23 protein-coding genes are annotated in these 24,533 nt (G+C 33.3%); 18 read left to right on the forward strand and 5 right to left on the reverse strand.

Translation table 11 applies throughout. The features are described 5' to 3' along the window. The first annotated feature begins 160 nt into the window (after positions 1-160). From ACHRVX_RS06455 to ACHRVX_RS06485, 7 genes are all read left to right on the forward strand, one after another. A complete protein-coding gene (locus tag ACHRVX_RS06455) occupies positions 161-2,380 on the forward strand; it encodes a patatin-like phospholipase family protein (RefSeq protein WP_395330431.1) in 2,220 nt (739 codons plus the stop codon). Between the two features lie 298 nt (positions 2,381-2,678). Then, positions 2,679-3,842, forward strand: a complete 1,164-nt coding sequence (locus ACHRVX_RS06460) for a homogentisate 1,2-dioxygenase (protein WP_395330433.1) — start codon at positions 2,679-2,681, stop codon at positions 3,840-3,842. Between the two features lie 116 nt (positions 3,843-3,958). Further along, positions 3,959-5,119 (forward strand): 4-hydroxyphenylpyruvate dioxygenase, encoded by a 1,161-nt coding sequence (hppD, locus tag ACHRVX_RS06465; RefSeq protein ID WP_395331622.1) that lies wholly within the window; start codon positions 3,959-3,961, stop codon positions 5,117-5,119. Between the two features lie 299 nt (positions 5,120-5,418). Next, on the forward strand, positions 5,419-6,189 hold the full coding sequence (locus tag ACHRVX_RS06470; protein WP_395330435.1) for a DUF3108 domain-containing protein: 771 nt from the start codon (positions 5,419-5,421) through the stop codon (positions 6,187-6,189). Further along, the gene (locus tag ACHRVX_RS06475; protein WP_395330437.1) at positions 6,189-7,130 is read left to right on the forward strand and encodes a tryptophan 2,3-dioxygenase family protein; all 942 of its coding nucleotides are present in this window, start codon (positions 6,189-6,191) and stop codon (positions 7,128-7,130) included. Before ACHRVX_RS06470 ends, ACHRVX_RS06475 begins: the two co-directional genes overlap by 1 nt. A 21-nt stretch (positions 7,131-7,151) precedes the next feature. Beyond that, positions 7,152-8,372: a peptidoglycan DD-metalloendopeptidase family protein gene (locus ACHRVX_RS06480; RefSeq protein WP_395330439.1), complete on the forward strand. Its 1,221-nt coding sequence runs from the start codon at positions 7,152-7,154 to the stop codon at positions 8,370-8,372. Positions 8,373-8,417: 45 nt separating this feature from the next. Then, positions 8,418-9,038, forward strand: coding sequence for a hypothetical protein (locus ACHRVX_RS06485; protein ID WP_395330441.1), 621 nt, complete (start codon positions 8,418-8,420; stop codon positions 9,036-9,038). 1 nt (position 9,039) lies between these two features. On the opposite strand, the gene ACHRVX_RS06490 is transcribed toward ACHRVX_RS06485, so the two are convergent. Continuing rightward, positions 9,040-9,885 carry an AraC family transcriptional regulator gene (locus ACHRVX_RS06490; protein WP_395330443.1) on the reverse strand — a complete coding sequence of 282 codons (846 nt, stop codon included), beginning with the start codon at positions 9,883-9,885 and terminating at the stop codon, positions 9,040-9,042. Positions 9,886-9,981: 96 nt separating this feature from the next. Here ACHRVX_RS06490 and ACHRVX_RS06495 point away from each other — a divergent pair, with 96 nt between their 5' ends. The 6 genes from ACHRVX_RS06495 to ACHRVX_RS06520 all read left to right on the forward strand — a co-directional run bounded on the left by ACHRVX_RS06495 (position 9,982) and on the right by ACHRVX_RS06520 (position 17,076). Next, the gene (locus ACHRVX_RS06495) at positions 9,982-10,542 is read left to right on the forward strand and encodes a short chain dehydrogenase (RefSeq protein WP_395330445.1); all 561 of its coding nucleotides are present in this window, start codon (positions 9,982-9,984) and stop codon (positions 10,540-10,542) included. 10 nt (positions 10,543-10,552) lie between these two features. Next, positions 10,553-11,056, forward strand: a complete 504-nt coding sequence (locus tag ACHRVX_RS06500) for a lipocalin-like domain-containing protein (RefSeq protein ID WP_395330447.1) — start codon at positions 10,553-10,555, stop codon at positions 11,054-11,056. Between the two features lie 118 nt (positions 11,057-11,174). Then, positions 11,175-12,818 carry a glucose-6-phosphate isomerase gene (gene pgi, locus ACHRVX_RS06505; RefSeq protein ID WP_395330449.1) on the forward strand — a complete coding sequence of 548 codons (1,644 nt, stop codon included), beginning with the start codon at positions 11,175-11,177 and terminating at the stop codon, positions 12,816-12,818. Positions 12,819-13,140: 322 nt separating this feature from the next. After that, positions 13,141-15,969: a TonB-dependent receptor gene (locus ACHRVX_RS06510; RefSeq protein ID WP_395330451.1), complete on the forward strand. Its 2,829-nt coding sequence runs from the start codon at positions 13,141-13,143 to the stop codon at positions 15,967-15,969. A 104-nt stretch (positions 15,970-16,073) separates the two neighbouring features. Then, the gene (locus ACHRVX_RS06515; RefSeq protein WP_395330453.1) at positions 16,074-16,496 is read left to right on the forward strand and encodes a hypothetical protein; all 423 of its coding nucleotides are present in this window, start codon (positions 16,074-16,076) and stop codon (positions 16,494-16,496) included. Between the two features lie 88 nt (positions 16,497-16,584). Beyond that, positions 16,585-17,076 (forward strand): septal ring lytic transglycosylase RlpA family protein, encoded by a 492-nt coding sequence (locus ACHRVX_RS06520; protein ID WP_395330455.1) that lies wholly within the window; start codon positions 16,585-16,587, stop codon positions 17,074-17,076. A 30-nt stretch (positions 17,077-17,106) separates the two neighbouring features. Here ACHRVX_RS06520 and ACHRVX_RS06525 read toward each other — a convergent pair whose 3' ends face one another. Beyond that, positions 17,107-17,484, reverse strand: coding sequence for a DinB family protein (locus ACHRVX_RS06525; RefSeq protein WP_395330458.1), 378 nt, complete (start codon positions 17,482-17,484; stop codon positions 17,107-17,109). A 153-nt stretch (positions 17,485-17,637) separates the two neighbouring features. Between ACHRVX_RS06525 and ACHRVX_RS06530 the strand changes: the two genes are divergently transcribed. The 5 genes from ACHRVX_RS06530 to nadD all read left to right on the forward strand — a co-directional run bounded on the left by ACHRVX_RS06530 (position 17,638) and on the right by nadD (position 20,987). Then, positions 17,638-17,991 (forward strand): arsenate reductase family protein, encoded by a 354-nt coding sequence (locus ACHRVX_RS06530; RefSeq protein WP_395330460.1) that lies wholly within the window; start codon positions 17,638-17,640, stop codon positions 17,989-17,991. A 344-nt stretch (positions 17,992-18,335) separates the two neighbouring features. Continuing rightward, positions 18,336-19,196: a YicC/YloC family endoribonuclease gene (locus ACHRVX_RS06535; protein WP_395330462.1), complete on the forward strand. Its 861-nt coding sequence runs from the start codon at positions 18,336-18,338 to the stop codon at positions 19,194-19,196. A 106-nt stretch (positions 19,197-19,302) separates the two neighbouring features. Next, the gene (gene gmk / locus ACHRVX_RS06540) at positions 19,303-19,878 is read left to right on the forward strand and encodes a guanylate kinase (RefSeq protein ID WP_213303453.1); all 576 of its coding nucleotides are present in this window, start codon (positions 19,303-19,305) and stop codon (positions 19,876-19,878) included. 75 nt (positions 19,879-19,953) lie between these two features. Then, positions 19,954-20,376: a DoxX family protein gene (locus ACHRVX_RS06545; protein ID WP_395330464.1), complete on the forward strand. Its 423-nt coding sequence runs from the start codon at positions 19,954-19,956 to the stop codon at positions 20,374-20,376. A gap of 29 nt (positions 20,377-20,405) precedes the next feature. After that, positions 20,406-20,987 carry a nicotinate (nicotinamide) nucleotide adenylyltransferase gene (nadD, locus tag ACHRVX_RS06550; protein WP_213303447.1) on the forward strand — a complete coding sequence of 194 codons (582 nt, stop codon included), beginning with the start codon at positions 20,406-20,408 and terminating at the stop codon, positions 20,985-20,987. A gap of 327 nt (positions 20,988-21,314) precedes the next feature. Here the strand turns inward: nadD and ACHRVX_RS06555 are convergent, their stop codons facing one another. The 3 genes from ACHRVX_RS06555 to ACHRVX_RS06565 form a co-directional block, all read right to left on the reverse strand. Further along, on the reverse strand, positions 21,315-22,784 hold the full coding sequence (locus ACHRVX_RS06555; protein WP_395330467.1) for a nicotinate phosphoribosyltransferase: 1,470 nt from the start codon (positions 22,782-22,784) through the stop codon (positions 21,315-21,317). A 160-nt stretch (positions 22,785-22,944) separates the two neighbouring features. Continuing rightward, positions 22,945-23,670, reverse strand: a complete 726-nt coding sequence (locus tag ACHRVX_RS06560; protein WP_395330468.1) for a metallophosphoesterase family protein — start codon at positions 23,668-23,670, stop codon at positions 22,945-22,947. 11 nt (positions 23,671-23,681) lie between these two features. Beyond that, entirely contained in the window at positions 23,682-24,521 is an 840-nt protein-coding gene (locus ACHRVX_RS06565; RefSeq protein ID WP_395330470.1) for an ADP-ribosylglycohydrolase family protein, read from the reverse strand. Positions 24,522-24,533 lie beyond the last annotated feature (12 nt).

Raw genomic sequence — 24,533 nt, forward strand, 5'->3', positions numbered from 1 at the left:
GCGCCAAAAACAACTGTCCATTTCAAATACTCAGTCAAAACTTTTTTTTTCTACTATAAAAAAAGTAGCTTCTAAAGGCACTCTTTTTTTTCAGGAAAAGATATCGTTTTTTCGCTCGCAGTTTTCCATTCCGATAACTATCGGAACTAAGTGCGTACAGTTGTTTGTTTTCACGCTTTTATTTTTCAGTTCACAAAAATCATTTTCACAGGAAACCTCCGAAAAAGAAAAACAAGCCGAAGCCCGAAGACCTAAAATAGGTTTGGTTTTATCCGGCGGAGGCGCAAAAGGATTTGCACATATTGGCGTTTTAAAAGTCCTTGAAGAAGCCGGAATCAAAATTGATTACATTGGCGGAACCAGTATGGGATCAATCATTGGTGGACTTTATGCTTCAGGTTACAACGCGTCTCAAATTGATTCGATTTTTAAAAGAACCAATTTTGACGAACTCATCAATGACTACATTCCGCGTTCATCAAAAAACTTTTATGGCAAAAAAAATGATGAATTATATGCGATCGTTTTACCATTCAGCAATTTCAAAGTCGGAATTCCCGAAGCACTTTCAAAAGGAATGTACAACTATAATTTATTGAGTAGCCTTACAAGGAACGTGCGTCATGTACGTGACTTTAATAAACTACCAACACCTTTTTTATGTATTGGAACCAATATTGAAACCGGCGAGGAAGTTTTATTAAATAAAGGCAATCTGGTTCAGGCGATGATGGCGAGCGCAGCATTTCCGTCCTTATTTACGCCAGTAGAAATTGATGGAAATTTATTGGTTGATGGTGGCGTTGTCAACAATTATCCTATAAAAGAAGTTCGTAATCTTGGTGCTGATATTATTATTGGGGTTGATGTTCAGGATGATTTAATGAAACGTAAAAACCTGAAAAACGCAACCAGAATATTAGTTCAAATCACCAATTTGCAGTCGATTGATAAAATGAAAGACAAAATAAAAGATACGGATGTTTATATCAAACCGGACATTCGTGATTATGGCGTAATTTCATTTGACAAGGGAGAACAAATCATCAGAAAAGGAGAAGAAGCCGCTTTTGCCGTTTACGAAAAAATCAAAACATTAGTTAACGAAGATAATTTTTATAAAAAGCCAAAATTAAAAATTGTAACAGATACCATTGAAATAGACCAAATTAACAGCGAAAAATTAGAGAATTTTACAAGGGAATACATTCGGGGAAAACTTCGTTTTAAGCCCGGAAGCACTATTACTTATGATGATCTGAAAACCGGAATCAACAACCTGAACGCAACTCAAAACTTTAGTACAATATCTTATTGTTTACAACCGGACGGCAAAAAAGACGACCTTGATTTAGTATTAAAAGAAAATCCGACGCAAACCTATTTAAAACTGGGTTTACATTACGACGGACTTTATAAAAGCGGAATTCTATTAAATCTGACTCATAAAAAAACATTCCTTAAAAATGATATCACATCATTAGACGTTATATTGGGTGATAATTTTAGATATGATTTTAATTATTACGTTGAAAACGGATTTAATATCAGCTTTGGATTTCGTTCCAGATTAAATCAATTTAACCGTAATGTAACTACGAGTATCAGCAATTTTATTCCGGAAAATCAAAACGTAAATTTGATCAATGTTGATTTTATGGATGTTACCAATCAGGCATATTTTCAAACCATTTTTGTCCAAAAGTTTTTGATGGGCGGAGGTTTTGAATATAAATACCTGAAAATAAATTCGCCAACACTTTCTAATAATGAAAACATTATCGAAAAAAGTAATTATTTCAGTCTTTTCGGTTATTTAAAATATGATTCGTTTGACAATAAAAGTTTCCCACATTCCGGATTGTATTTTTCCGGAGATTTACAAACCTATATGGCGTCATCCGATTATACGAAACAATTCAAACCTTTTTCAATTGCAAAAGCTGAGATTGCTTTTGCCCGAACTTTATTCAGGAAAGCGACCATTAAAATTAGCGCTGATGCCGGATTTAATATTGGAAGCGATAGTGTTCCGTTTTTTGATTTTATACTGGGAGGTTTTGGCTATAGCCGAATCAGCAATTTCAATTATTTCTACGGATATGATTTTCTAAGCATTGCCGGAAACAGTTTTATAAAATCGGCGATTACTTTAGATTATGAACTTTTCAAAAAGAACCACGTTAACTTTACAGCAAACTTTGCCAATTTAGGAGATGATATTTTCACCACTGTTGACTGGATTTCAATGCCTAAATATTCTGGATATGCCGTTGGATATGGTTTAGAAACTATAATTGGTCCCATCGAAATCAAACAATCGTGGTCGCCGGAAACTTCAAAAAGTTATACCTGGTTTAGTATTGGGTTTCAATTTTAATGAAAATTTGCATTGATAAATTTCTCAGTAATTTTATACTAAAAAAATATTTCGTGATTTTTTAACGTTAATAATTGATATAATATATAATTTAAATCAATAATAATTACGACATTTGTTATAATGAAAACAAAATGGACAGGTTTATTAGAGTATCTTCAATTCCTTATCAAGAGAAATCCTGAATAAAACTACCGAATTGAGATAATTAGTCAATTATAACATTGATCTGATTGTCTGTTCCCACAATTCAAATTTTTCGAATTATCTAATTTACAAATTATCTAATTGAAAAGCCATGCCATTATATCACAAACTTGGAGATTTTCCTCAAAAAAGACATACCCAATTCGAAAAACCTAATGGAGGTTTCTATTACGAACAATTATTTGGTACCGAAGGTTTTCACGGACATTCGTCACTTTCTTATCATGTTCACAGACCAACTCAGGTCAAGGAAATTTTAAACTCCTATTCGGTTGAACCGAAAATTGCAATTGGAAAAAACATAAAATCATTACTTTTTAAAGGTTTCGAATTAAAACTTGAAAATGATTTCCTGGACAGCCGTAAAGCAATGTTAATCAATAAAGATTGCGTTATTGGACTCGCAGCTCCAAAAGAATCTCTTACCAAATATTTCTATAAAAATGCCGATGCCGATGAAATGCTTTTCATCCATAAAGGAAAAGGAAAATTAAGAACCATGTTAGGAAATATTCCTTTTGAATATGGCGATTACTTAATTATTCCAAGAGGCATTATATATCAAATAGAATTCGAAACCGAAGAAAATAGACTTTTTTATGTCGAATCACATTCTCCTTTTTATACGCCAAAACGTTATAAAAACCAATCTGGTCAGCATTTAGAACATTCTCCATTTTGCGAACGTGATTTTATTTTACCAAACGAATTGGAAACTCACGACGAAAAGGGGGATTTTTTAATTAAAATCAAAAAGGAAGGCATGATTCACGAAGTGGTTTACGCTACACATCCTTTTGACGTTGTGGGTTGGGACGGTTACAATTTCCCATACGGATTCTCGATTCACAATTTTGAACCTATAACCGGACGCGTTCACCAACCGCCACCGGTTCATCAAACCTTTGAAACGGCAACTTTTGTTGTTTGTTCCTTCTGCCCGAGACTTTACGATTACCATCCAAAGGCAGTTCCGGCACCATACAATCACAGCAATATAGATTCTGATGAAGTTTTGTATTATGTTGATGGCGATTTTATGAGCCGTAATAATATTGAACAGGGTCATATTACTTTACACCCAAAAGGAATTCCGCATGGTCCTGCGCCTGGTGCAATGGAACGCAGCATTGGTCATAAAGAAACTGGTGAATTAGCCGTAATGGTAGATACTTTCCGCCCACTTATGGTTACGGAAGAAGCTATGGGATTAGACGATGGGCAATACTACAAGTCTTGGACGGAATCCCCCTAGCCCCCGAAGTAGGAATTAATTCCTGACGCGATTATAAGCAATACATTAAAAATAATAGTTAACTAAAATCCTATTTACCCCTAATAGGAATTCCCCCTTCGGGGGTTAGGGGGATTATTATGAAAGAAGTAAAATCAGTAGAATACGGTTTAGAAAAAATCTTCGAAGGAGCACAGGATTTCCTTCCGTTATTAGGAACCGATTATGTAGAATTCTACGTAGGGAATGCAAAACAATCTGCGCATTATTACAAAACAGCTTTCGGATATCAGTCATTAGCTTATGCAGGATTAGAAACCGGAGTTAGGGATAAAGCATCGTATGTTTTGAAACAAGACAAAATCAGAATTGTTTTAACAACGCCATTAACACAAGATTCTCCAATTCATGCGCATCTTCAAAAACATGGCGACGGAGTAAAAGTCGCCGCTCTTTGGGTTGAAGACGCCAGAAGTGCCTACGAAGAAACTATTAAGCGCGGTGCACGATCGTTTATGGAACCAACTGTAGAATCAGATGAATTTGGAGAAGTAGTTCGTTCAGGAATTTACACTTACGGAGAAACAGTACATATTTTTGTAGAAAGAAAAAACTATAACGGTGTTTTCCTTCCAGGTTACAAAGAATGGAAATCAGATTATAATCCTGAACCAACGGGATTGAAATATATCGATCACATGGTTGGAAATGTGGGCTGGAACGAAATGAACACCTGGGTAAAATTTTATGAAGATGTTATGGGATTTGTAAATTTCCTGTCTTTTGACGACAAACAAATCAATACTGAATATTCGGCTTTGATGAGTAAAGTAATGTCAAATGGAAACGGAAGAATTAAATTCCCAATCAACGAACCCGCCGAAGGAAAGAAAAAATCACAAATCGAAGAATATCTGGATTTTTACGGCGGACCCGGAATTCAGCATATTGCCATTGCAACCGATGACATTATTAAAACTGTTTCTGACTTAAAATCCAGAGGAGTTGAATTTTTATCTGCTCCGCCTCACACCTATTACCAGGCAATTCCTGAAAGATTAGGAGTTCATATGGATATGATGAAAGAAGATTTAAACGAAATTGAAAAATTAGCCATCATGGTCGATGCCGATGAAGATGGTTATTTATTGCAAATATTTACCAAACCAGTTCAGGACAGACCTACTTTATTTTTCGAAATTATTCAAAGAATGGGAGCAAAAGGATTTGGTGCAGGGAACTTTAAAGCCCTTTTTGAGTCAATTGAAAGAGAACAAGAATTGAGAGGTACATTGTAAAACTGCATTATTTTTGCATTATATTAACATATTCTCGATAAAAGCATGCTTTTAATGCAAATGATATGTTAAACTTGCCTTTTGCTATTTGTTTTTTGAACTTTCTATCTATCTTTGCACTCGCAAATCAAGAAGGGGTGGTTTCCTTCTGAATTGATATAAATTTCATAATTTATAGTTTTTTGGTTAGTTAATAGCATAAAAACTCAGTCATTCCTTGACTGAGTTTTTTTGTTTTGGTACATTTGGAATAGAATTTGCATTTCTTTATCTTTATAATGAAATGTAAATATTGTACTATGAAAAAGTTAATCCTCATCATATTAATTCTCACGACACTCAGTTTCGATACTTTTAAAGAAGACGCTTTCGATATTGGGGAATACTTCAAATTCCGAATTCATTACGGAATTGTAAATGCAGGTTATGCAACACTTGAAATAAAAGACGCCACCATAAACAATAAAAAAGTGTTTCATGCCGTGGGTAAAGGTTATACAACCGGAATGTCAAAATTTTTCTTTAAAGTCGAAGATTTATACGAAAGTTATTTTGACAAACAAACCGGAGAACCGTATCGTTATGTTCGAAAAATTGACGAAGGCGGTTACACAAAAAATCAGGAAGGCTTTTTTAATCAAAGCGAAAACAGGGTCTTAGTAAAAGATTACAAACGTAAAACCGAAAAGACGATCGTTTTAACCAATAATGTTCAGGACATTATTTCTTCTTTTTACTACTTGAGAAATCATCCTAATATTGACAAACTAAAATCTGGCGATGCCATTACAATCGACATGTTTTTTGATGAAGAAATCACAAAATTTAAGTTAAAATATATAGGCCGTCAGGATATTACAACTAAATTTGGAACCGTTTCTACAATGGTTTTTAAACCATTGGTACAAACCGGTCGCGTATTTAAAGAAAAAGAAAGTGTAACACTCTGGATCACAGATGACGACAATAAAGTTCCGGTTAGAATAAAAGCGGATCTTGCAGTAGGATCACTCAAAGCAGATCTCGACGAATATAAAGGATTAAAAAATCCATTTAAAGTAAAAAAATAATGAACCTTACTGATCATTCAGAATCAATTTTAAAAGAAATTGACCTTAAATTCCAAGCTATAAATCAAAAAACTGATGTTCAGTTAGAAGGATTACTTTGGTCAAAACCAATTACTTATTGGGATTATATTCAAACCGACGCTCTTTTAAGTTTACAAACGCAGCGTACTACTCTTCCTGACGAAATGGTTTTTATAATGTATCATCAGGTAAATGAATTAATTTTTAAAATGATTTTATGGGAAATTGATCAGATTGCCAACACACAAAATATTCAGGTAGATTTTTTTAGTGAAAGATTATCAAGAATCACGCGTTATTTTGATATGCTGACCAATTCGTTCAGTATTATGGAAAACGGAATGGAGGTTGATCAATACATGAAATTCAGAAATACCTTAACTCCTGCAAGTGGTTTTCAAAGCGCACAATACAGATTAATAGAATTTGCTTCAACAGATGTAATTAATCTGACGGATCGCAGATATAAAGAAAACTTCGACGAAAATACTGACTTAGAAACCAGCTTTGAACATTTATACTGGCAAGCTGCCGGAAAAGATTATCATACAGGAGAGAAATCATATCTGCTTCGGGAATTCGAAAACAAGTATAAAGATCAATTTTTAAGACAAATAACTACGTTTAAAAATAAAAATATCTGGCAAAAATTCACCCAATTACCGGTCGAAGATCAGCAGAATCAAGACTTAATTCAGGCAATGCGCCACTATGATAAAACGGTGAATATCACGTGGGTTATGCAACATTTAAATACTGCAAGAAAATACATTTTAGAAAGCGGAAAAGGCAATGGAGAAGCTACAGGAGGAAGTGACTGGCAAAAATATATGCATCCAAAATACCAAAGACGCATCTTTTTTCCTAAATTGTGGACCGAAGATGAATTGTCTAATTGGGGAAATGAAACAACCACTTAATTTCCTAAAAAATTTTAAAGTTTGAAAAAAGCATTCGTACTTATAATCTTAGCATTCTCAATATTTTCATGTAATAAAACTGCTGAAAAAGTTGAAATTAAAATCACTAAACCAAAAACTAAAAAAGTAGAATTTGGATTTAATTATGCGGATTTTAATGTTCTTCAGGACACCATAAAAAAAGGAGACTCTTTTGGATCAATTATCCAAAGCCAAAATATTGGGGACAAAAAAGTATATGACATCGTTGAACAAATAAAAGATTCTTTTAATGTAAGAACGATTCGGTACAATAAACCTTATACTATTCTTCGATCAAAAAATAAAACAAATAAATTACAGGTTTTTATTTACCAGCCGGACGCACTGACTTATTATGTTATTGATTTTCGCGACAGTATCTCAAAAGCTTATAAAAAAATAAAACCCGTTACGCTTAAACGCAAAATTATTGGCGGAGTTCTAAAAAGTTCATTGTCTGAAACTTTAGGAAACGAAAGTGTTGAAGCGGCACTTGCCAGCAGAATTACTAAAGTCTTTTCATGGTCAATTGACTTCTTCAAACTAAAAAAAGGAGATCGCTACGGATTAATTTTCACGGAACGTTTCATTAACGGAAAAACCTATGACGGTGTTGAAGATCTTGAAGCTGCATTTTTTGAATACAAAGGTAAAATCGTTTATGCATTTCCGTTTGAGAAAGATACGATGTCAGGAAAAATAGAATATTATGATGATGAAGGAAAAACACTGAAAAACTTTTTCTTAAAAACGCCAATCAAATTCAGCCGAATCACTTCTCGATTTACCGCCAACAGATTTCATCCTGTTCAGCATACCTGGAAAGCCCACAAAGGAACAGATTATGCTGCGCCAACCGGAACGCCAATTTCCACAACAGCATCAGGAGTTGTAGAAGCAACAGGATATACGGCAGGAAACGGGAACTTTGTAAAAGTAAAACACAACGGAACCTACTCTACTCAATATTTACACATGTCCAGAATTTTAGTTCGTCGCGGACAACGTGTTACACAAGGTCAGACTATTGGATTAGTAGGAAGTACAGGACTTGCAACCGGACCTCACGTTTGCTACCGTTTCTGGAAAAACGGAATTCAGGTTGACGCTCTAAGACTTAATTTGCCAACCGGAGAATCTTTGACCGGCAACGACAAGACTCGTTTCATGAATCAAATGGAACCTTTAAAAAGAGAATTGGATAGTATTGGGAATTTGTAACCAATATTTCATCAGAAATAAATATTCAATAAAAAGAAACAGACCATGAAAAATGACCGAATCAAAGCGATTTACAATGAAACATTTTCAGGTTTAAAACTATTTTACAGAGACACGAATCTTTCTGACCAATTAATTTCAAATTATAAAATAGGGCAAATAATACAGGAAAGGGGTTTTACTGATATGAGTTCCATTGGCGGCGGACTTTCGAGCAATTTCAGGTATTTAATTGCAAGTGCTCATGCAAAAGACATATCAAAATTCAATCCTGATTCAGTAAAAAACGGTCACTTTCTTTTAGGTTCTATTGCTTATTTTAAGGTTTTGGATATTCAGAAAATCGAAAACAAAACACAAGTTTTTCTTTTAAACATTCCAGACAATTCCATTTCACTTCTTAAAAATTCAACTTCAAACTTAGAAGAAGAAATAATAGAAAAAGCAAGAAAGAAATTCAAAGATAAAATTCATTCAGCCTTAATTCCGGAATTACAAACAGAAGACTGGAAACTAAGAACAAAATCCCCTCTTGGAATGCACGAAAATGGAGAACTATTTTTTGATGATTCTAAAATTAAAATCGAAGAACTAAAAGAAATAGAAATTGACATTACCAAGAAAACTATTAAGGTTGATAAAAAACCGTGGTGGAAGATTTGGTAAATTACTGACAAAACTTTTTTCTAAACTCAGAAGGATTCATTCCTTTGTGTTTTCTGAAAACTTTATTCAAATGACTTTCGTCTGAAAAATTAAGTTCATCTGCAATTTCATTAATCCGCATATCGCTATTTAAAAGTCTAGCCTCAATTAATCTTAATTTATAATTGGAAATATATTCTTGTAATGTTTCGCCGGTTTGTTTCTTAAAATATTTACCGAGATAATTTAGCGAAATATTAAAATGCTCACTTATTCTATCTGATTTCAAATCCTTTGGATTAAAAATATTTTCCTGAATGTAATGCAATATTTCCAATACCATTTCACCGGTTGTTTCCTTAATATTCTTTGGCAGCTTTAAGGCGATATTCCTTGCTACAACCGTAATTATCGTGTTGACAATTTGCTCTGTTATCTTTTGATGATAAATTTGCTTGTTTTCCTGCTCCTTTATTATAGAATCAATCAGCGATGCAATTAAGGGTTTGTCCATTTTATTTTTCAATATACATCCCGGACGATGGCTTGCATTTTGCAAAATATATTCCATATGCAAAATAGTTTCCATCTGTTTGTTCTTAGAATTTTCTTTAATATAATATTCACTAAATCGAAGAAAAAAGAATTTCGTAGGAGTTAAAATCTCAAACGAATGAGCATCTTGCGGTGTAACAAGAAAAAGATTCCCTTTTTGATATTCAAATTTATTATCGTTAATTATTTGAATTCCTGTTCCGCACACAACATATATCAATTCAAAGAAATTATTCTTTCTTGTTGTTCGGGGAAATTCTTTTAATTCCTGAACATCAACTTCAAAAGGAAGATATAGGTTTTTATCTGTCATAACGCTAAAATACAATTTTAGTGCTAATAAGTACAATTTTACAGTATGACTAACCCTCTAATTTTGTATCAGATAACAAATTAAAAAACTATAAAAATGAAAATTCTTTTAATTGGTGCAACCGGTGAAATTGGAAAAATAATACATCCGGAATTGGGTAAAAATCACGAAATAATTTCCGCAGGAAGAAATAGCGGCGATTTCAAAATAGATTTATCGGATACAAATTCGATCGAAAATTTATTCAAAGAAATTAAAGATATCGATGCTTGCATATGTGTTGCCGGAGATTGTTATACGGGAGACTTACTTTCGCTTGACGAGGAAAAATTAAATATTGGAATTAAAAACAAATTACTTGGACAAGTTAATCTGGTTTTAACCGGACAAAAATATTTAAACAATAACGGATCATTTACGCTGACATCTGGAAAAATGGCCGATAAACCTGTAAAAAACAATATTGGAAAAGCGATTGTAAACGGCGCAATTCACAGTTTTGTTCTTGCAGCTTCTCTGGAATTACAAAGAGGAATCAGGATAAATGCAGTAAGTCCGGGGAAAGTTTCAGATATTCCAGTCAATGATTTGATACATGCCTACACAAAAAGTCTTCAGGAATCTGTTAATGGAGAAATTATCAAAGTAAATTATTAAACTTATAAACATGAAAAAACTAAAAACTCTTTTGATTTTATTACTGATTACAAATTATGGTTTCGCACAAAAGTCAGACAACAAACCACGATTCGAAATAGCCGGAACATGGACTTTGGTTGCTGTTGAAAATAATAATGCTGACGGAACAAAAACCTTCCCGTACGGAACAAATGCAAAAGGCATATTGTTTTTTGATTCGAAAGGAAATTATGCTATTCAGATTTATAAGAATGAAAGACAAAAAATAGCTTCCGGAGATAAAAACAACTGCACTGCCGAAGAAAACATTTCAATTGTACAAGGAAGCAATTCGCATTTTGGCTCATACAAAATTGACGAGATAAACAAAACACTTACTTTTAAAATACAAACCGCATCATTTCCTAATTGGGAAAACACAGAACAAAAAAGATACTATACCTTTAATAACAATCAAATAAAATATGTTGTAACTAATACAACACAAGGCGGAAATAAAGTTACAGCTGAAGTTGTGTGGAAAAAACTATAATAAGACAACAAAAAATCGTTTTCGTAACTATTTGTTATATAATTGTGAAGCTTAAAACTATTAAAAGTAATTTCAGTATTTTTGTTTTTTATAACCACTTTCTCAAATTAAACAAAAAATGGCTTTAAACACAACAAACCCAACCGGGACTGAAGCGTGGAAAAATCTGCAAAACCACTATAATGCAATTCACGAAACTACCATACAAGAATTATTTCAACAAGATAATGCACGTGTTGAAAAATTCAATTTACAATGGAATGACTTTTTAGTTGATTATTCTAAAAACAATATCACTCAGGAAACTGTTTCTCTTTTACTGGAATTAGCCAATTCAATTGGATTAAAAGAGGCGATTTCTCAATATTTTGGTGGAGAAATAATCAACCAAACTGAAAACCGTGCTGTTTTACACACTGCATTACGTGCTCCGGAATCGGCAGTAATAAAAGTTGACGGAGAAAATGTGATTCCTGAAGTCTATGAAGTAAAAAACAAAATCAAAAAATTCAGTCATGAAGTAATTTCCGGAGAACGAAAAGGTTTTACAGGAAAAGCATTTACTGATATTGTAAATATTGGTATTGGAGGTTCTGACCTTGGTCCGGTTATGGCAGTTGAAGCTTTACAATTTTATAAAAATCACTTAAATGTTCATTTTGTTTCGAATGTTGATGGCGATCATGTTAATGAAGTTATCAAAAAACTAGATCCTGAAACAACACTCTTTTTAATTGTTTCTAAAACTTTTACTACTCAGGAAACTTTATCAAATTCTGAAACTATTAAAGAATGGTTTTTAAAATCGGCTTCGCAAGAAGATATTGCAAAACATTTTGTTGCCGTTTCTACTAATATCCAAAAAGTAACAGAATTTGGGATTAACCCTGACAATGTTTTCCCAATGTGGGATTGGGTTGGAGGTAGATTCTCATTATGGAGTGCTGTTGGATTAAGCATTAGTTTAGCAATTGGTTTTGATAATTACAATGATTTATTAAAAGGGGCGAATGAAATGGACGAACATTTCAAATCAGCTGAATTTAATGAAAATATTCCGGTAATTCTAGCTTTACTAAGTGTCTGGTATAATAATTTCTTTGGAGCCGAGAGCGAAGCATTAATTCCATACACACAATATTTACAAAAACTTGCTCCTTATTTGCAACAAGCAACTATGGAAAGCAACGGAAAAAGTGTTGGCCGCGACGGAAAACCTGTTAACTATCAAACCGGAACTATTATCTGGGGAGAACCTGGAACAAACTCACAACACGCCTTTTTTCAATTGATTCATCAGGGAACAAAACTGATTCCGACTGATTTTATCGGATTTGTAAAACCATTATACGGTAACCAAGATCATCATAATAAATTGATGTCCAACTTTTTTGCCCAAACTGAAGCTTTATTAAATGGAAAAACTGCCGAACAAGTTCAGGCTGAATTTGACAACCAAGGACTTCAGGCAGATAAAGCATCTTACTTATTACCATTTAAAGTTTTTACAGGGAATAAACCAACAAATACTATTTTAGTTCAAAAACTTACCCCAAAAAGTTTAGGATCACTTATTGCTTTATATGAGCACAAGATTTTTGTTCAGGGTGTGATCTGGAATATTTTTAGTTTTGATCAATGGGGAGTAGAATTAGGCAAACAATTAGCCAATTCTATTTTAGATGAAATTAACACTAAAAAAGTTAATAGTCATGACAGTTCGACTACATTTTTATTAAATCATTTTTTAAAGAATAAATAAAAAAGCTTTTTTAGAAAAAACACCAAAAACTATAACGCCTTAATTTGATATAAATTAAGGCGTTTTTTACGTATAAATACTACAACAAATTAAGATAAAATTATCATTATTGAAAGTTTAAAGCTACAATACAAAGAACATTAATACATTTTTAACAAAATACAAGTGCAAAAACTCATTAAAACACCGTTTAACTTAATATAAATATCTAAAATATCATTAATTCGCAATCATATAGACAAAAGTTAACGTCCTTAACGTTTTGATAACACTATCTGATTTAAATGTTATAATTTTGCCAAAAACAATAAACTAATAACAAATGAAGACAATGAAAAATTGGTTGCTTACTGGACTTTTGTTCATGATAGTTTCAACCGCATTTTCTCAAGGAAAAATTACTGGTATGATTACCGACGGTACAGGTTCTTTACCAGGAGCAAACGTAGTGATCAAAGGATCTGCGACTGCTACTTCTACAGATTTTGATGGTAAATTTACTCTCAACACAACAACAAGTACAGGGGAAATCGTTATTTCTTTTTTAGGTTACGATAACTTGACGTTAAAATTTTCAGTTACAAATGGCGGAACAACTAACTTAGGAACAATCGTTTTGGCTTCAAATTCAAATGAATTGAGCGAGATAGTTGTAAAAAGTAGTATTGTTGACGTTGCAAAGGACAGAAAAACTCCTGTAGCGGTTTCTACAATTAAAGCTGCTGAAATTCAGGAAAAATTAGGAACTCAGGAATTTCCGGAGATCTTAAGAAACACTCCTTCAGTATACGCTACTAAATCAGGTGGTGGTTTTGGAGATTCAAGAATCAACATTCGTGGTTTTGATCAAAAAAACATTGCAGTTATGGTTAACGGTATGCCTATCAATGATATGGAAGGTGGAACTGTTTACTGGAGTAACTGGGCTGGATTATCAGATGTTACAACTGCTATGCAGGTTCAAAGAGGTTTAGGTTCATCAAAACTTGCTGTAGCATCAGTTGGTGGAACAATCAACATTATCACTAAATCTTCAGACAAAAAAGAAGGTGGATCATTCTCTTCTGGTTTCGGAAATGGAAGAAATTTCAAAATCCAGGGTTCATACAATACCGGGAAATTAGACAACGGTCTTTCTGCATCTATCTTGTTATCTCAAACAATGGGAGACGGATATATCAACGGAACTCAATTTGAAGGTTCTAACTACTATGTAGCTTTAGGATACTCTACAAAAAATGACAAACATGACTTCCAGTTTACAGTAACAGGTGCTCCACAATGGCACAACCAAAGATCTACTGTTTCTACAATTGCTACTTACCAACAATATGGTTCACTTAGTGATCCAAATACAAGATACAATCCAGACGCTGGATATTTAAATGGTGAAGCATATAACATCAGAAAAAACTACTACCATAAACCTATTGCTTCTATCAACTGGGATTATAAAATCAATGAAACTACAAAACTTTCTTCTGTATTATACGCTTCAATGGGTCGTGGTGCAGGTGCAAGTGCAACTGGTGGAATTAGAGGAAAAAGTTACAGTGATGTCTTAGCTTTTAGAACTGCTGACGGATTAGTAGATTACGATAAAATCGTAGCTTATAACTCAGGTACACCAGTTTTAATTAATGGTTTTACAGGTTTACAAACAAGAGCTCAAGTTGGAGGTGTTTACCAAAATACTTCTTCTACAGGTTCTAATGCAGCAGCGGGAGCAAGTACAGGAACTTCCGGTATTTCTCAAACTTCTTCTATCAACTCACATGACTGGTATGGAGCTGTAATTAATTTGAATAAAAAATTATCAAACACTTTGACTTTAGATTTTGGTGTTGACGGAAGAACTTATACAGGTTACCACTACACAGTAGTAAACGATTTATTAGGTGGTGGTGAATATTTTGACACTACAATGAAAAGTGATCCGGCAAGACACATTACAGCTACTTACCCAACGGATGTTCAATGGAACGTTTTTCAGAAAAAAGATTACGAAAAAATATCTTTTAACAGTACAGGAAAAGTACAATGGTTAGGTGCATTTACTCAATTAGAGTACTCTAAAGACAACTTAACTGCATTTGTACAAGGATCTGTATCTCAACAAGGATACAAGAGAGAAGACAATTTTGTTTACTTACCAACTGATCCTTTAGCTTCTACAGATTACGAAAAAATCTTAGGTGGTAACGTAAAAGGTGGAGCAAACTACAACATTAGCGAAAAAAGCAATGTATATGTAAATGCAGGATACTACTCTAAACAACCTTTCTTTAACTCAGTTTACCCTAACAACAGATCTACAGTAAACCCTAATCTTACTAATGAAAAAATCATTGGTTTTGAAGCTGGTTACGGATTCCGTTCTAAGTATTTTAATGGTACAGTGAATGTTTACAACACAAACTGGAATGACAGATACCTAAAAGGTAATGCACTACCAACTTCTGCAACTATTCTTGCAAACACAACTTACACAGAATACTTAGGTCTGAATGAAGTTCACTCTGGAATTGAATTTGAAGGAAACTCAAACATTACAGAAAAATTAAAAGTTAATGCTATGTTCTCATACGGAATTTGGGAATACAAAGGAAATGCTACTGTAAATGCTTACTACCAAGCAGATAATACACCAGTTCCGGGATTCTCAGGAACTCCAGTATACATGGACAAAGTAAAAGTAGGTGATGCTGCTCAAATGACTGCATCTTTAGGAGCTTCTTACGAAGTGGTAACAAGAGTAACAGTTGATGCTAATTATAACTTTAATGATAAATTATACGCTGGACTTTCTCCTGTTAACTTTACTTCTGCAGACAATAAAGGAGCATTAGAATTACCTTCTTACGGATTAATGGATGCTGGTTTTTCATACAAAATGTTAACTGGTAAAAACAAAGACAAATCTGTAAACTTCAGACTTAACGTAAACAATCTTTTTGATAAAGTTTATATCGCTGAGTCCAGAACTAATATTTTTGCAGATGATAATCTTCCAGTTTCAGGAACACAAGCTCCTGGTGCAAACGGAACTTACGCATCTAAAGGATTACTTTATGATGGTGTTGCTACTAGCAATCAGGTATTCTTCGGTTTCGGAAGAACTTGGAACTTTACATTACGTTATGATTTCTAATATTTAGAATCTAAATAAATACCAAAAACGGCATTGACTTTTAGTCCAATGCCGTTTTTTTTATGCCTTTTTTGCTATATTTGTTTTAACAAAAAATAAAATTTATGTACTATTTTCTACAAAAATTCCATTCCGGATGGGCTTATTTAGCGCTTTTGCTTTTATTAATTGCAGTTGTAAATGCTATAATTGGCTTGACTTCAAAAAAAGAGTTTACTGCTAAAGATCGCAAAATTGCATTGTTTGCTTTAATTGGAACTCATACCCAATTATTGATCGGAATAATCCTTTACTTTGTTTCTCCTCTTGGAAAAGCAGCATTTGGACAAATGTCTAATGCAGAATTAAGATTAACTTCTTTAGAACATCCCTTAATCAATCTTATAGCGATTATCTTAATTACTATTGGATGGTCAAAACATAAAAAATTAATTAATAGCGAAGCTAAATTTAAAACTTTTGCTATTTATTACGGATTAGGATTATTGCTTATTTTAAGTAGAATTCCATGGAACTTATGGTTCTAAAAACCAACTAAAGCCCTAAAATAATAGGGCTTTTTTTATCTCGGCATATTATTTGTACAAACTCCCCAAGTCTGAAAAAAAATAACCCATGAGAAGTAAAAAAAATATTATACTTACAACACTTTCATTAACTTTTTTAAGCTGTTTTACTTACATTATAAGTCAAACAAAACCAGGAACAGAAACCAAAATAATTCAGGATACAGTAAAAACAGGAAGACCAGATATACTTGCAATCCCAACTGACTCCGTTTTTACTGACAAAGGTCTAAAATTAAAAGCTTATAAAAAAAACGCTCACGCCTCGTATTACGCTGACCGGTTTAACGGAAAAAAAACCGCAAGCGGAGCAAGATTCAATAATAGTAAATATACTGCAGCGCACAAAAAGCTCCCATTTGGAACAAGAATAAAAGTTACAAATGAAGCTAACGGAAAATTTGTAATAGTAAAAGTCACAGACCGTGGTCCGTTTGTAAAAACAAGAGAACTCGATTTGTCTAAAAGAGCTTTTATGGAAATCACCAAAAACAAAGGTGCCGGTGCTATGAAAGTTACAATTGAAACTATAGTAGAATAAAAAAAGTCCCGTTTTTCACGGGACTTTTTTTTAAACAAATTTTCTAATACTCATAATTACACCTGTATGAAGTCCTTCATGATAATTATTAAACTCCAGTGCTCCGTTTATATCTTTAATTGTATTTCCTAAACTGGTTGTGTATTCATGAAAATTTACAAATATATGATCATCAAAATCTTTTTGTGTTTGATGCAAAGTCGCAGAGAGTAAGGTTTTAATTTCATCAACTTCAGTCTGGCTTACATCACCTTCCGGTTTTGCTCCTTTTGAATATTTTAATATAAACTCTTTAGAAACAATTGTTGGTAAACCCGACAATTTATAAACCAGGGCTTGCTGAACAGCAACACAATGTGCCGCGTTCCAGATGATATTATTATTAAAACCCTGCGGGATTTTATTCAATTGTACTAATGAATAATATCTAAAAATCTCAAGAGAACTTCTCTAATGGTTTTCTGTGTTTCAAAAACTGAATTCATACGTGTATTTTTTTATAAAATTAGGCAATTTTCTATTTCAAATGGATTTTCTTTGTATTCAAATAAATCAGCAATCATGAACAAAATATATTACTTAGCAACTTGCGATACGTGTCGAAAAATTATTAAAAGTTTACCGAAAGACAACAATTTGGTTTTTCACGATATCAAACAAAATCCGATTACGGAAACTGAACTTGAAGAAATGTATCAACTTGCAGGAAGTTACGAAGCTTTATTTAGTAAAAAAGCGCAATTGTATAAGTCGATGGATTTAAAAAACCAATCTTTGACTGAAGCCGATTACAAAAAATATATTTTAGAACATTATACTTTTTTAAGCCGTCCGGTTTTTATTATTGATGATAAAATTTATATCGGAAACAGCCAACCCGTTACATTACAGGTTTCTAAAGCTTTAGCCAAATAACGTAAAGTTCTAAGAATTTCGTTTGCGTTAGGGATGGGAGCGGAAATCCTTTTTTTGAGCTTTTTCTGCTCAAAAAAAGATTGGGAGCGGATAGCCCGACCGGAGGGAACGCCCAAATTAAAATTTGGATCTTAAAAAGGATAGCTACGAATTACACGAATTTTATTTTTATTTTTTACAATTTAAATTCTGAAATCTTTTTGAATTAGCTTGGAAATAATTTAGTGAAAATTTGTGCAATTTGTGGCAAAAAAGCTTTACACAAAGCTGACTTTAACAGATTAGCGATTTAAAACCGAAGACTGCAAAGTTTTATTTATCTTTGCGCCTTTATACTCAATTATATGATACAATCGATGACAGGGTTTGGCAAAGCTTCTTTGCAATTGCCGACAAAAAAAATTACCGTTGAAGTAAAATCCTTAAACAGTAAAGGTTTAGATTTAAACGTAAGAATGCCGTCGCTTTATCGCGAAATGGAGTTAGGTTTAAGAACTCAGATCTCTACTAAACTTGAAAGAGGAAAAATTGATTTTGGAATTTACATTGAAAGTACTTCTGAACAAACTTCGACGAAAGTAAATGTTCCTGTTGTAAAAAACTACATTGCGCAATTAAGAGAGGTATATCCCGCTGCTGATGAAACTGAATTAATGAAAATGGCAGTTCGTATGCCTGATACATTAAAAACGGAGCGTGAGGAAATCGATGAAAACGATTGGGACCAAATTAAGGTTATCATTGAAGAAGCATTACAAAATATCCTGACTTTTAGAAAAGATGAAGGTGAATCTCTGGAAAAAGAATTCAATTTAAGAATTGGAAATATTCGCCAATATATGAACGATGCTTTGGCACTGGATCCGGAACGTGTTCAGGCAATTAAGGATCGTTTGCAAACTGCAATATCTGAATTGAAAGTGAATGTTGATGAAAATCGTTTCGAACAGGAATTGATTTATTATTTAGAGAAACTGGATATTACAGAAGAAAAAGTTCGTTTGACAAATCATTTAGATTATTTCTTAGAAACCATAAAAGGTACCGAAGCTAATGGTCGTAAATTAGGTTTTATTACTCAGGAAATGGGTCGCGAGATCAATACAATGGGTTCAAAATCAAATCATGCTCAAATGCAGAAACTGGTTGTGATGATGAAGGATGAATTAGAGAAGATTAAGGAACAGGTTTTGAATGTATTGTAAAGCTGTAGGCTTTAAGCCATAAGCTATAAGCAGAAAAACAGTGAATAAAAGCTTAAAGCGTACAGCCTAAAGCTTAAAGCATAAATAAAAGCCTAAAGCATAAAGAATGAATAAAGGAAAATTAATTGTTTTCTCAGCTCCTTCGGGATCGGGAAAAACAACTATAGTAAGACATTTACTTGGGAAAGAGGATTTAAATTTAGAATTTTCAATCTCAGCGGCTTCCCGCGACCCACGCGGAGAAGAAGTTCACGGAACAGATTATTATTTTATCTCGTTACCAGAATTTAAAAAGCATATTAAAGCCGAAAATTTCCTGGAATGGGAAGAAGTTTATCGCGATAACTTTTACGGTACTTTAAAATCTGAAATTGATCGTATCTGGGCTTTAGGAAAAAATGTCATCTTTGACATTGACGTTGCGGGCGGATTGCGTATTAAACATAAATTTCCGGAACAAACTTTAGCTGTTTTTGTTAAACCACCAAGCGTTGATGAACTGAAACGCAGACTTAAAGAACGTTCTACCGAAAGTGACGACAAAATCAATATGCGAATTGCAAAAGCTTCGGTTGAATTAGCAACTGCACCTCAATTTGACACGATTATAAAAAATTACGACCTTGATACTGCTAAAGAAGAAGCGTATCAATTGGTAAAAGCTTTTGTTAATAAAGATTAGAAACGTCAGAAATCAATACTATTTCACAAAAACAACCGTTAGCTTTGATGTATAACATCAATTAATATTTGTATTATGATTAATTTATTTGAAGTAAAAAGAAATGAGAATTACCTGAGCGTTATTATTCTTGTAATTAGATTATCGGTTGCAATTTTGATGATTATTCATGGCTTGTCTAAGTTAAATATGCTCTTGAAGGGAGGAGATATTCAATTTCCGGATCCGTTAGGAGTTGGAAAAACAGCCTCTTTAACTCTTGCAGTTTTTGCCGAAATAATATGTTCATTCCTTTTATTCATTGGTTTGGCAACGAGATTAGCTACTTTACCTTTAATAGTTACCATGCTTATCGCTGTATTTGTAATTCATGGAGCTGATCCTATAGACGTTAAAGAAATAGCAATTCTATATTTATTGTTTTATTTATTATTGCTTGTAACGGGAAGCGGAAAATTCTCTGTTGATTATTTAATTTCTAAAAAAAGCCGTTTTTAAGCTTATTTAATAGTACAGAACAACTTTTTATGAAAATAGGCCTTTATTTCGGAACGTACAATCCCATTCATGTTGGTCATTTAATTATTGCCAATCATATGGCTGAGTTTGCGGACTTAGATCAGATCTGGATGGTGGTTACGCCACATAATCCGTTAAAGAAAAAATCTACTTTGCTGGACGATCATCAACGTTTGCAAATGGTTTTTCTGGCCACAGAAGATTATCCCAAGATTAAACCTTCGGATATTGAATTTAAATTACCTCAGCCTAATTATACGGTAAATACTTTGGTTCATTTGCAGGAGAAATATCCAACTCATGATTTTTCATTAATTATGGGAGAAGACAATTTGAAAACCCTCCATAAATGGAAAAACTACGAAGTGATTCTGGATCATTATGATATTTATGTGTATCCCAGAATTTCTGAAGAAGAAGAAAACATCGAATTGAAATCGCATCCAAAAGTGCACATGATTGATGCGCCAATTGTAGAGATTTCTTCTACTTTTATCCGAAACAGCATTAAAGAAGGAAAAAATATTCAGCCATTATTGCCACCAAAAGTTTGGGAATATATTGATCACAATAATTTTTATAAGAAATAAAGCGTAGTCTTTGTCAATTTGCCCGAAGAGAAATCACACACGTAATTCTCAAAGATTGAATGATTTGATTGCGGAGTTTCTAGTGTGATTTCTCCTTCGTCGAAATGACAAAAAAAACGAAAAGCCTGAATTTTTAATTCAGGCTTTTCGTTTTTTAAACATTAAATCGATTATTATAATCTAGCTCCATCGGAGCGTAATATTTATAGCAATTACAAACGATCTGATTTAAAGCTCCATCGGAGCGATATTATCTGTGCAATTTAAAACAATCTTAATATGCTATAAATATTTCATCCCTCCGGGATTTAACAATCTAAATTTTTATTATGCTTCAATATTAACATCACTTTTAACTCGCGATCTAATATCACTTAAAGACTGATCAACTAAAAGTTTTCCATCTCTGAAAACTTCTTTCAATTCGCCTTGTTTTTCTTCTTCCCATGTAACATTATCGGTTAAATGATATACACCATCAACTAAATCAATTTTCATTAATCCTTTAGCCGATTTTTTAGTTCCGTCATCTGTAATTGGATCTTTAAAAATGGCTCTTCCTTCTCCATCCACTTCTCCGTAAGTTGCTTTCATCGCAAAACCAAAAGTATCTCTGGTATTGTATTGGTATGTAAATGATCCAATACCAAGAACTACATTGGTAGAGGCAAAACCTTTTGATTTTAACCTTTCGCAAATTTGGATAGATCTCGCAACGGTAATACTATCGCCGTAAATAGCACCAATTTGCGGTATAAGCTCTTTATATCCTTTTGCGTTAGTTGTCCCTCCAAAAACATCCCAAAGCAACTCAATTACTCCTTTTTTCTCTTCTTCGGTTTTTCCTTCAGGATTTCCGCAGATAATATCAACCGGATCTCCACTATCAGGACGAATTACAACTTTACCTTCTCTTGCAACAATATCTTCTTTTAAACGTGGCAAATAATCGGTTAAAACTTTCCATAAATCCCAGGTATCAGAAACGATAGAAACAATTCCTTTTGGATAAACCTCGGTCACTAATCTTTTGAAAGTTTCACATTCTCCTTCGGTAGTTCCCATACACATTACAGAATGCTCTGTTGCTGCAACTGAACCAGCGATTAATTCCTGATCAGAATTAGCGTTGTAATAATCTTCGAAGAAATCAATTACGGGAATGGTATCAGATCCTGTAAAACTTAATAAATGTCCGGCTGCAGAAGTTATTGCTGCTTCAATTCCGCCCATTCCTCTCATAGAGAAATCGTGCGCCTGCCAATCTACAAATTCCGGAACTGATGATGTTTCATCAGCATATTTGTCTAATACTTTTCGATATTCCCTGGCAATTGTAGCCGAGTTACAGGGCAGCCAAACTACGGCAGAAAGTAATGTTTCGAAATAATTGGTCAACCAGAAAAATTCCGGAAGTGTATTGTACATCGTAAACATTGGCACTCTCAAAGGAACGCTTGCTCCTTCCGGCAAGGCTTTAAAAACCATTGGGATATATCCTAAATCGTGTAAATCTTCGATATGTTTTGTGCCAACCTGGTTTTCACCTAAATAATTATTGATTCTGCGGGCGTATTTTTTAACGACTTCTTCTTTTGGTTTTTTGAAAAAATCAGCATCAAAATCCTGAATGATATATTTTTTGATGAAATATTGTAATCCAAAAAATACTACTTCATCAATTCCTTCAATTCTTGATTTTCTGGGTGTCCAGTTAGAATATACTAATGTGGTTTTGTCCGGGTATTGTCTTCTGTGGTCAACTTTGTAACCGTCTGTTAATAGTAGTGGGTTCATATATTTTAGTTATTTAAATTCTCGTAATTTTTAGGTTTCACAGATATTCACAAAGTTATCACAGAGACTCACAAAGTTCTAATTTTTCTTTGTTTAGTTTAGTGTTTTTTCTTCGCGTGTCTCTGTGTAATAATTCTTGTTCCTCAATGATATTTTCAAACTATTTATTTCTTCCTTTTTCGTTGGGATAAAATGTCTGGACTACATCGCTTTGCCAAAATGCTTTAGTTGCTACATCAATACAACTTAATTTTCCATAAAAACCTGCACCTGTATCAATATTCCAGACATTACAGCCTTGCATTGGGACATCAATATTGTAATGAAGTGTTGGTGTATGACCAATGTAAATTTCGTTATACAGCAATAATCGTTTAGGATACGATACTGAATCTTTCCCGATTCTTGTATCCATTGTCAAAGCCATTTCCCAAAGTGTTCTGTCCCAACTATAATTACTTGCATAATGTTCTTTTTCCGGACCATGCATGGATGAAAAACCGGCGTGAATAAACAAATTATTATTTTCATCAACAAAATAATCTTTCATATTGGCAAAAAATTCAAGGTGCTTTTCTTTCGATACAATATTCTGATAACTTTCAATCGTTGATTTTCCTCCATGTAAAAACCAAATATCATTTACTACATCATTCATCAGCCATTCGTGACACCATACATCATGATTTCCTCTTATAAAAATGCAATCTTGTTTTTGAGATAACTCAATCAAAAAACCAACAACTTGTGCTGATTCTCCCCAACCATCAACATAATCTCCCAGAAAAATAAGTCTGTCATTTTCTTTAACCTCAACTTTTTCTAATAATTGAATTAAAGCTTTTAAACCGCCGTGAATATCTCCAAAAACTAAAGTTCGTTTCATGATTAGAATATCTAATTAAACTTAGCACTGAGCTTTTGATCTAATGTGATCAGAAAATCTTTTCCGAATTTATCATTTTCTAACTCTTCATATAGAAATGAAGGCAGAATTTTATCGCAATTTTGCTTTTGACTTAAAATCGCCATACACAAAGCGGCAACGGTATCTGTATCACCGCCATAATCGATGCTTGTTTTCAGACAATCTTTCATTGATGTAGCTTCCGAAACAATCTTAATGACGGCTTGTGTTGTTGGATAACCGTGCATATCAATTGGTGAAGTGATTTTATAAATTTCGTTTTCCTTCAGCGTTTCATTCAAAAATGATATTAAAGTTGCGCCATCGCCTAAATTATATTTAAAATAGTGAACGGCTAAAGCAATGCGCTTTGCACAACTAATTCCTTCAATTGTATTGTGAGATGTTTTCGCCTGAATTTCGCAGAACGCTTTTATATGTTCAATATCTTTTAGATAACCAATAGAATAGGCTCGCATCGCCGAACCGTTTCCGTTACTTCCGTTATTGATTATTTTAATAAAATCAGCTCCATTTGAACCCGCGTCCAAAGCATTGTAAACTCTGTCTGAATATCCTCTTCTTTTATCTCTGTGAAATACTTCGACAAATTTATCTGCGACTTTAATTTCGTTCCAATTATCATCTTCTAATAACAATTCTGAAATTGCAATTGCCATTTGAGTATCATCTGTATATCTTTTATAGATTTCAGTGTACATTCCGTGTTTATGATATTGCGTCAAATTATTATTTTGAGTAATAAAATCTAAATCGCGAAATTCAAATCCTGCGCCGTATGCATCGCCTATTGCTACTTCTAATATCATAACTTTATTTTT

It is taken from the genome of Flavobacterium sp. FlaQc-47, from assembly GCF_044006475.1.
GTDB lineage: Bacteria > Bacteroidota > Bacteroidia > Flavobacteriales > Flavobacteriaceae > Flavobacterium.

Bases quoted from the DNA above. Each gene is read 5' to 3' on its own strand.
- ACHRVX_RS06500 (WP_395330447.1), top strand. From the start codon at position 10,553: ATGAAAAAACTAAAAACTCTTTTGATTTTATTACTGATTACAAATTAT.
- ACHRVX_RS06475 (WP_395330437.1), top strand. From the start codon at position 6,189: ATGAACCTTACTGATCATTCAGAATCAATTTTAAAAGAAATTGACCTT.
- ACHRVX_RS06560 (WP_395330468.1), bottom strand. From the start codon at position 23,670: ATGAAACGAACTTTAGTTTTTGGAGATATTCACGGCGGTTTAAAAGCT.
- pgi (WP_395330449.1), top strand. From the start codon at position 11,175: ATGGCTTTAAACACAACAAACCCAACCGGGACTGAAGCGTGGAAAAAT.
- ACHRVX_RS06495 (WP_395330445.1), top strand. From the start codon at position 9,982: ATGAAAATTCTTTTAATTGGTGCAACCGGTGAAATTGGAAAAATAATA.
- ACHRVX_RS06490 (WP_395330443.1), bottom strand. From the start codon at position 9,885: ATGACAGATAAAAACCTATATCTTCCTTTTGAAGTTGATGTTCAGGAA.
- ACHRVX_RS06565 (WP_395330470.1), bottom strand. From the start codon at position 24,521: ATGATATTAGAAGTAGCAATAGGCGATGCATACGGCGCAGGATTTGAA.
- gmk (WP_213303453.1), top strand. From the start codon at position 19,303: ATGAATAAAGGAAAATTAATTGTTTTCTCAGCTCCTTCGGGATCGGGA.
- ACHRVX_RS06510 (WP_395330451.1), top strand. From the start codon at position 13,141: ATGAAGACAATGAAAAATTGGTTGCTTACTGGACTTTTGTTCATGATA.
- ACHRVX_RS06515 (WP_395330453.1), top strand. From the start codon at position 16,074: ATGTACTATTTTCTACAAAAATTCCATTCCGGATGGGCTTATTTAGCG.
- ACHRVX_RS06535 (WP_395330462.1), top strand. From the start codon at position 18,336: ATGATACAATCGATGACAGGGTTTGGCAAAGCTTCTTTGCAATTGCCG.
- ACHRVX_RS06555 (WP_395330467.1), bottom strand. From the start codon at position 22,784: ATGAACCCACTACTATTAACAGACGGTTACAAAGTTGACCACAGAAGA.
- ACHRVX_RS06485 (WP_395330441.1), top strand. From the start codon at position 8,418: ATGAAAAATGACCGAATCAAAGCGATTTACAATGAAACATTTTCAGGT.
- ACHRVX_RS06470 (WP_395330435.1), top strand. From the start codon at position 5,419: ATGAAAAAGTTAATCCTCATCATATTAATTCTCACGACACTCAGTTTC.
- nadD (WP_213303447.1), top strand. From the start codon at position 20,406: ATGAAAATAGGCCTTTATTTCGGAACGTACAATCCCATTCATGTTGGT.
- ACHRVX_RS06460 (WP_395330433.1), top strand. From the start codon at position 2,679: ATGCCATTATATCACAAACTTGGAGATTTTCCTCAAAAAAGACATACC.
- ACHRVX_RS06545 (WP_395330464.1), top strand. From the start codon at position 19,954: ATGATTAATTTATTTGAAGTAAAAAGAAATGAGAATTACCTGAGCGTT.
- ACHRVX_RS06520 (WP_395330455.1), top strand. From the start codon at position 16,585: ATGAGAAGTAAAAAAAATATTATACTTACAACACTTTCATTAACTTTT.
- ACHRVX_RS06530 (WP_395330460.1), top strand. From the start codon at position 17,638: ATGAACAAAATATATTACTTAGCAACTTGCGATACGTGTCGAAAAATT.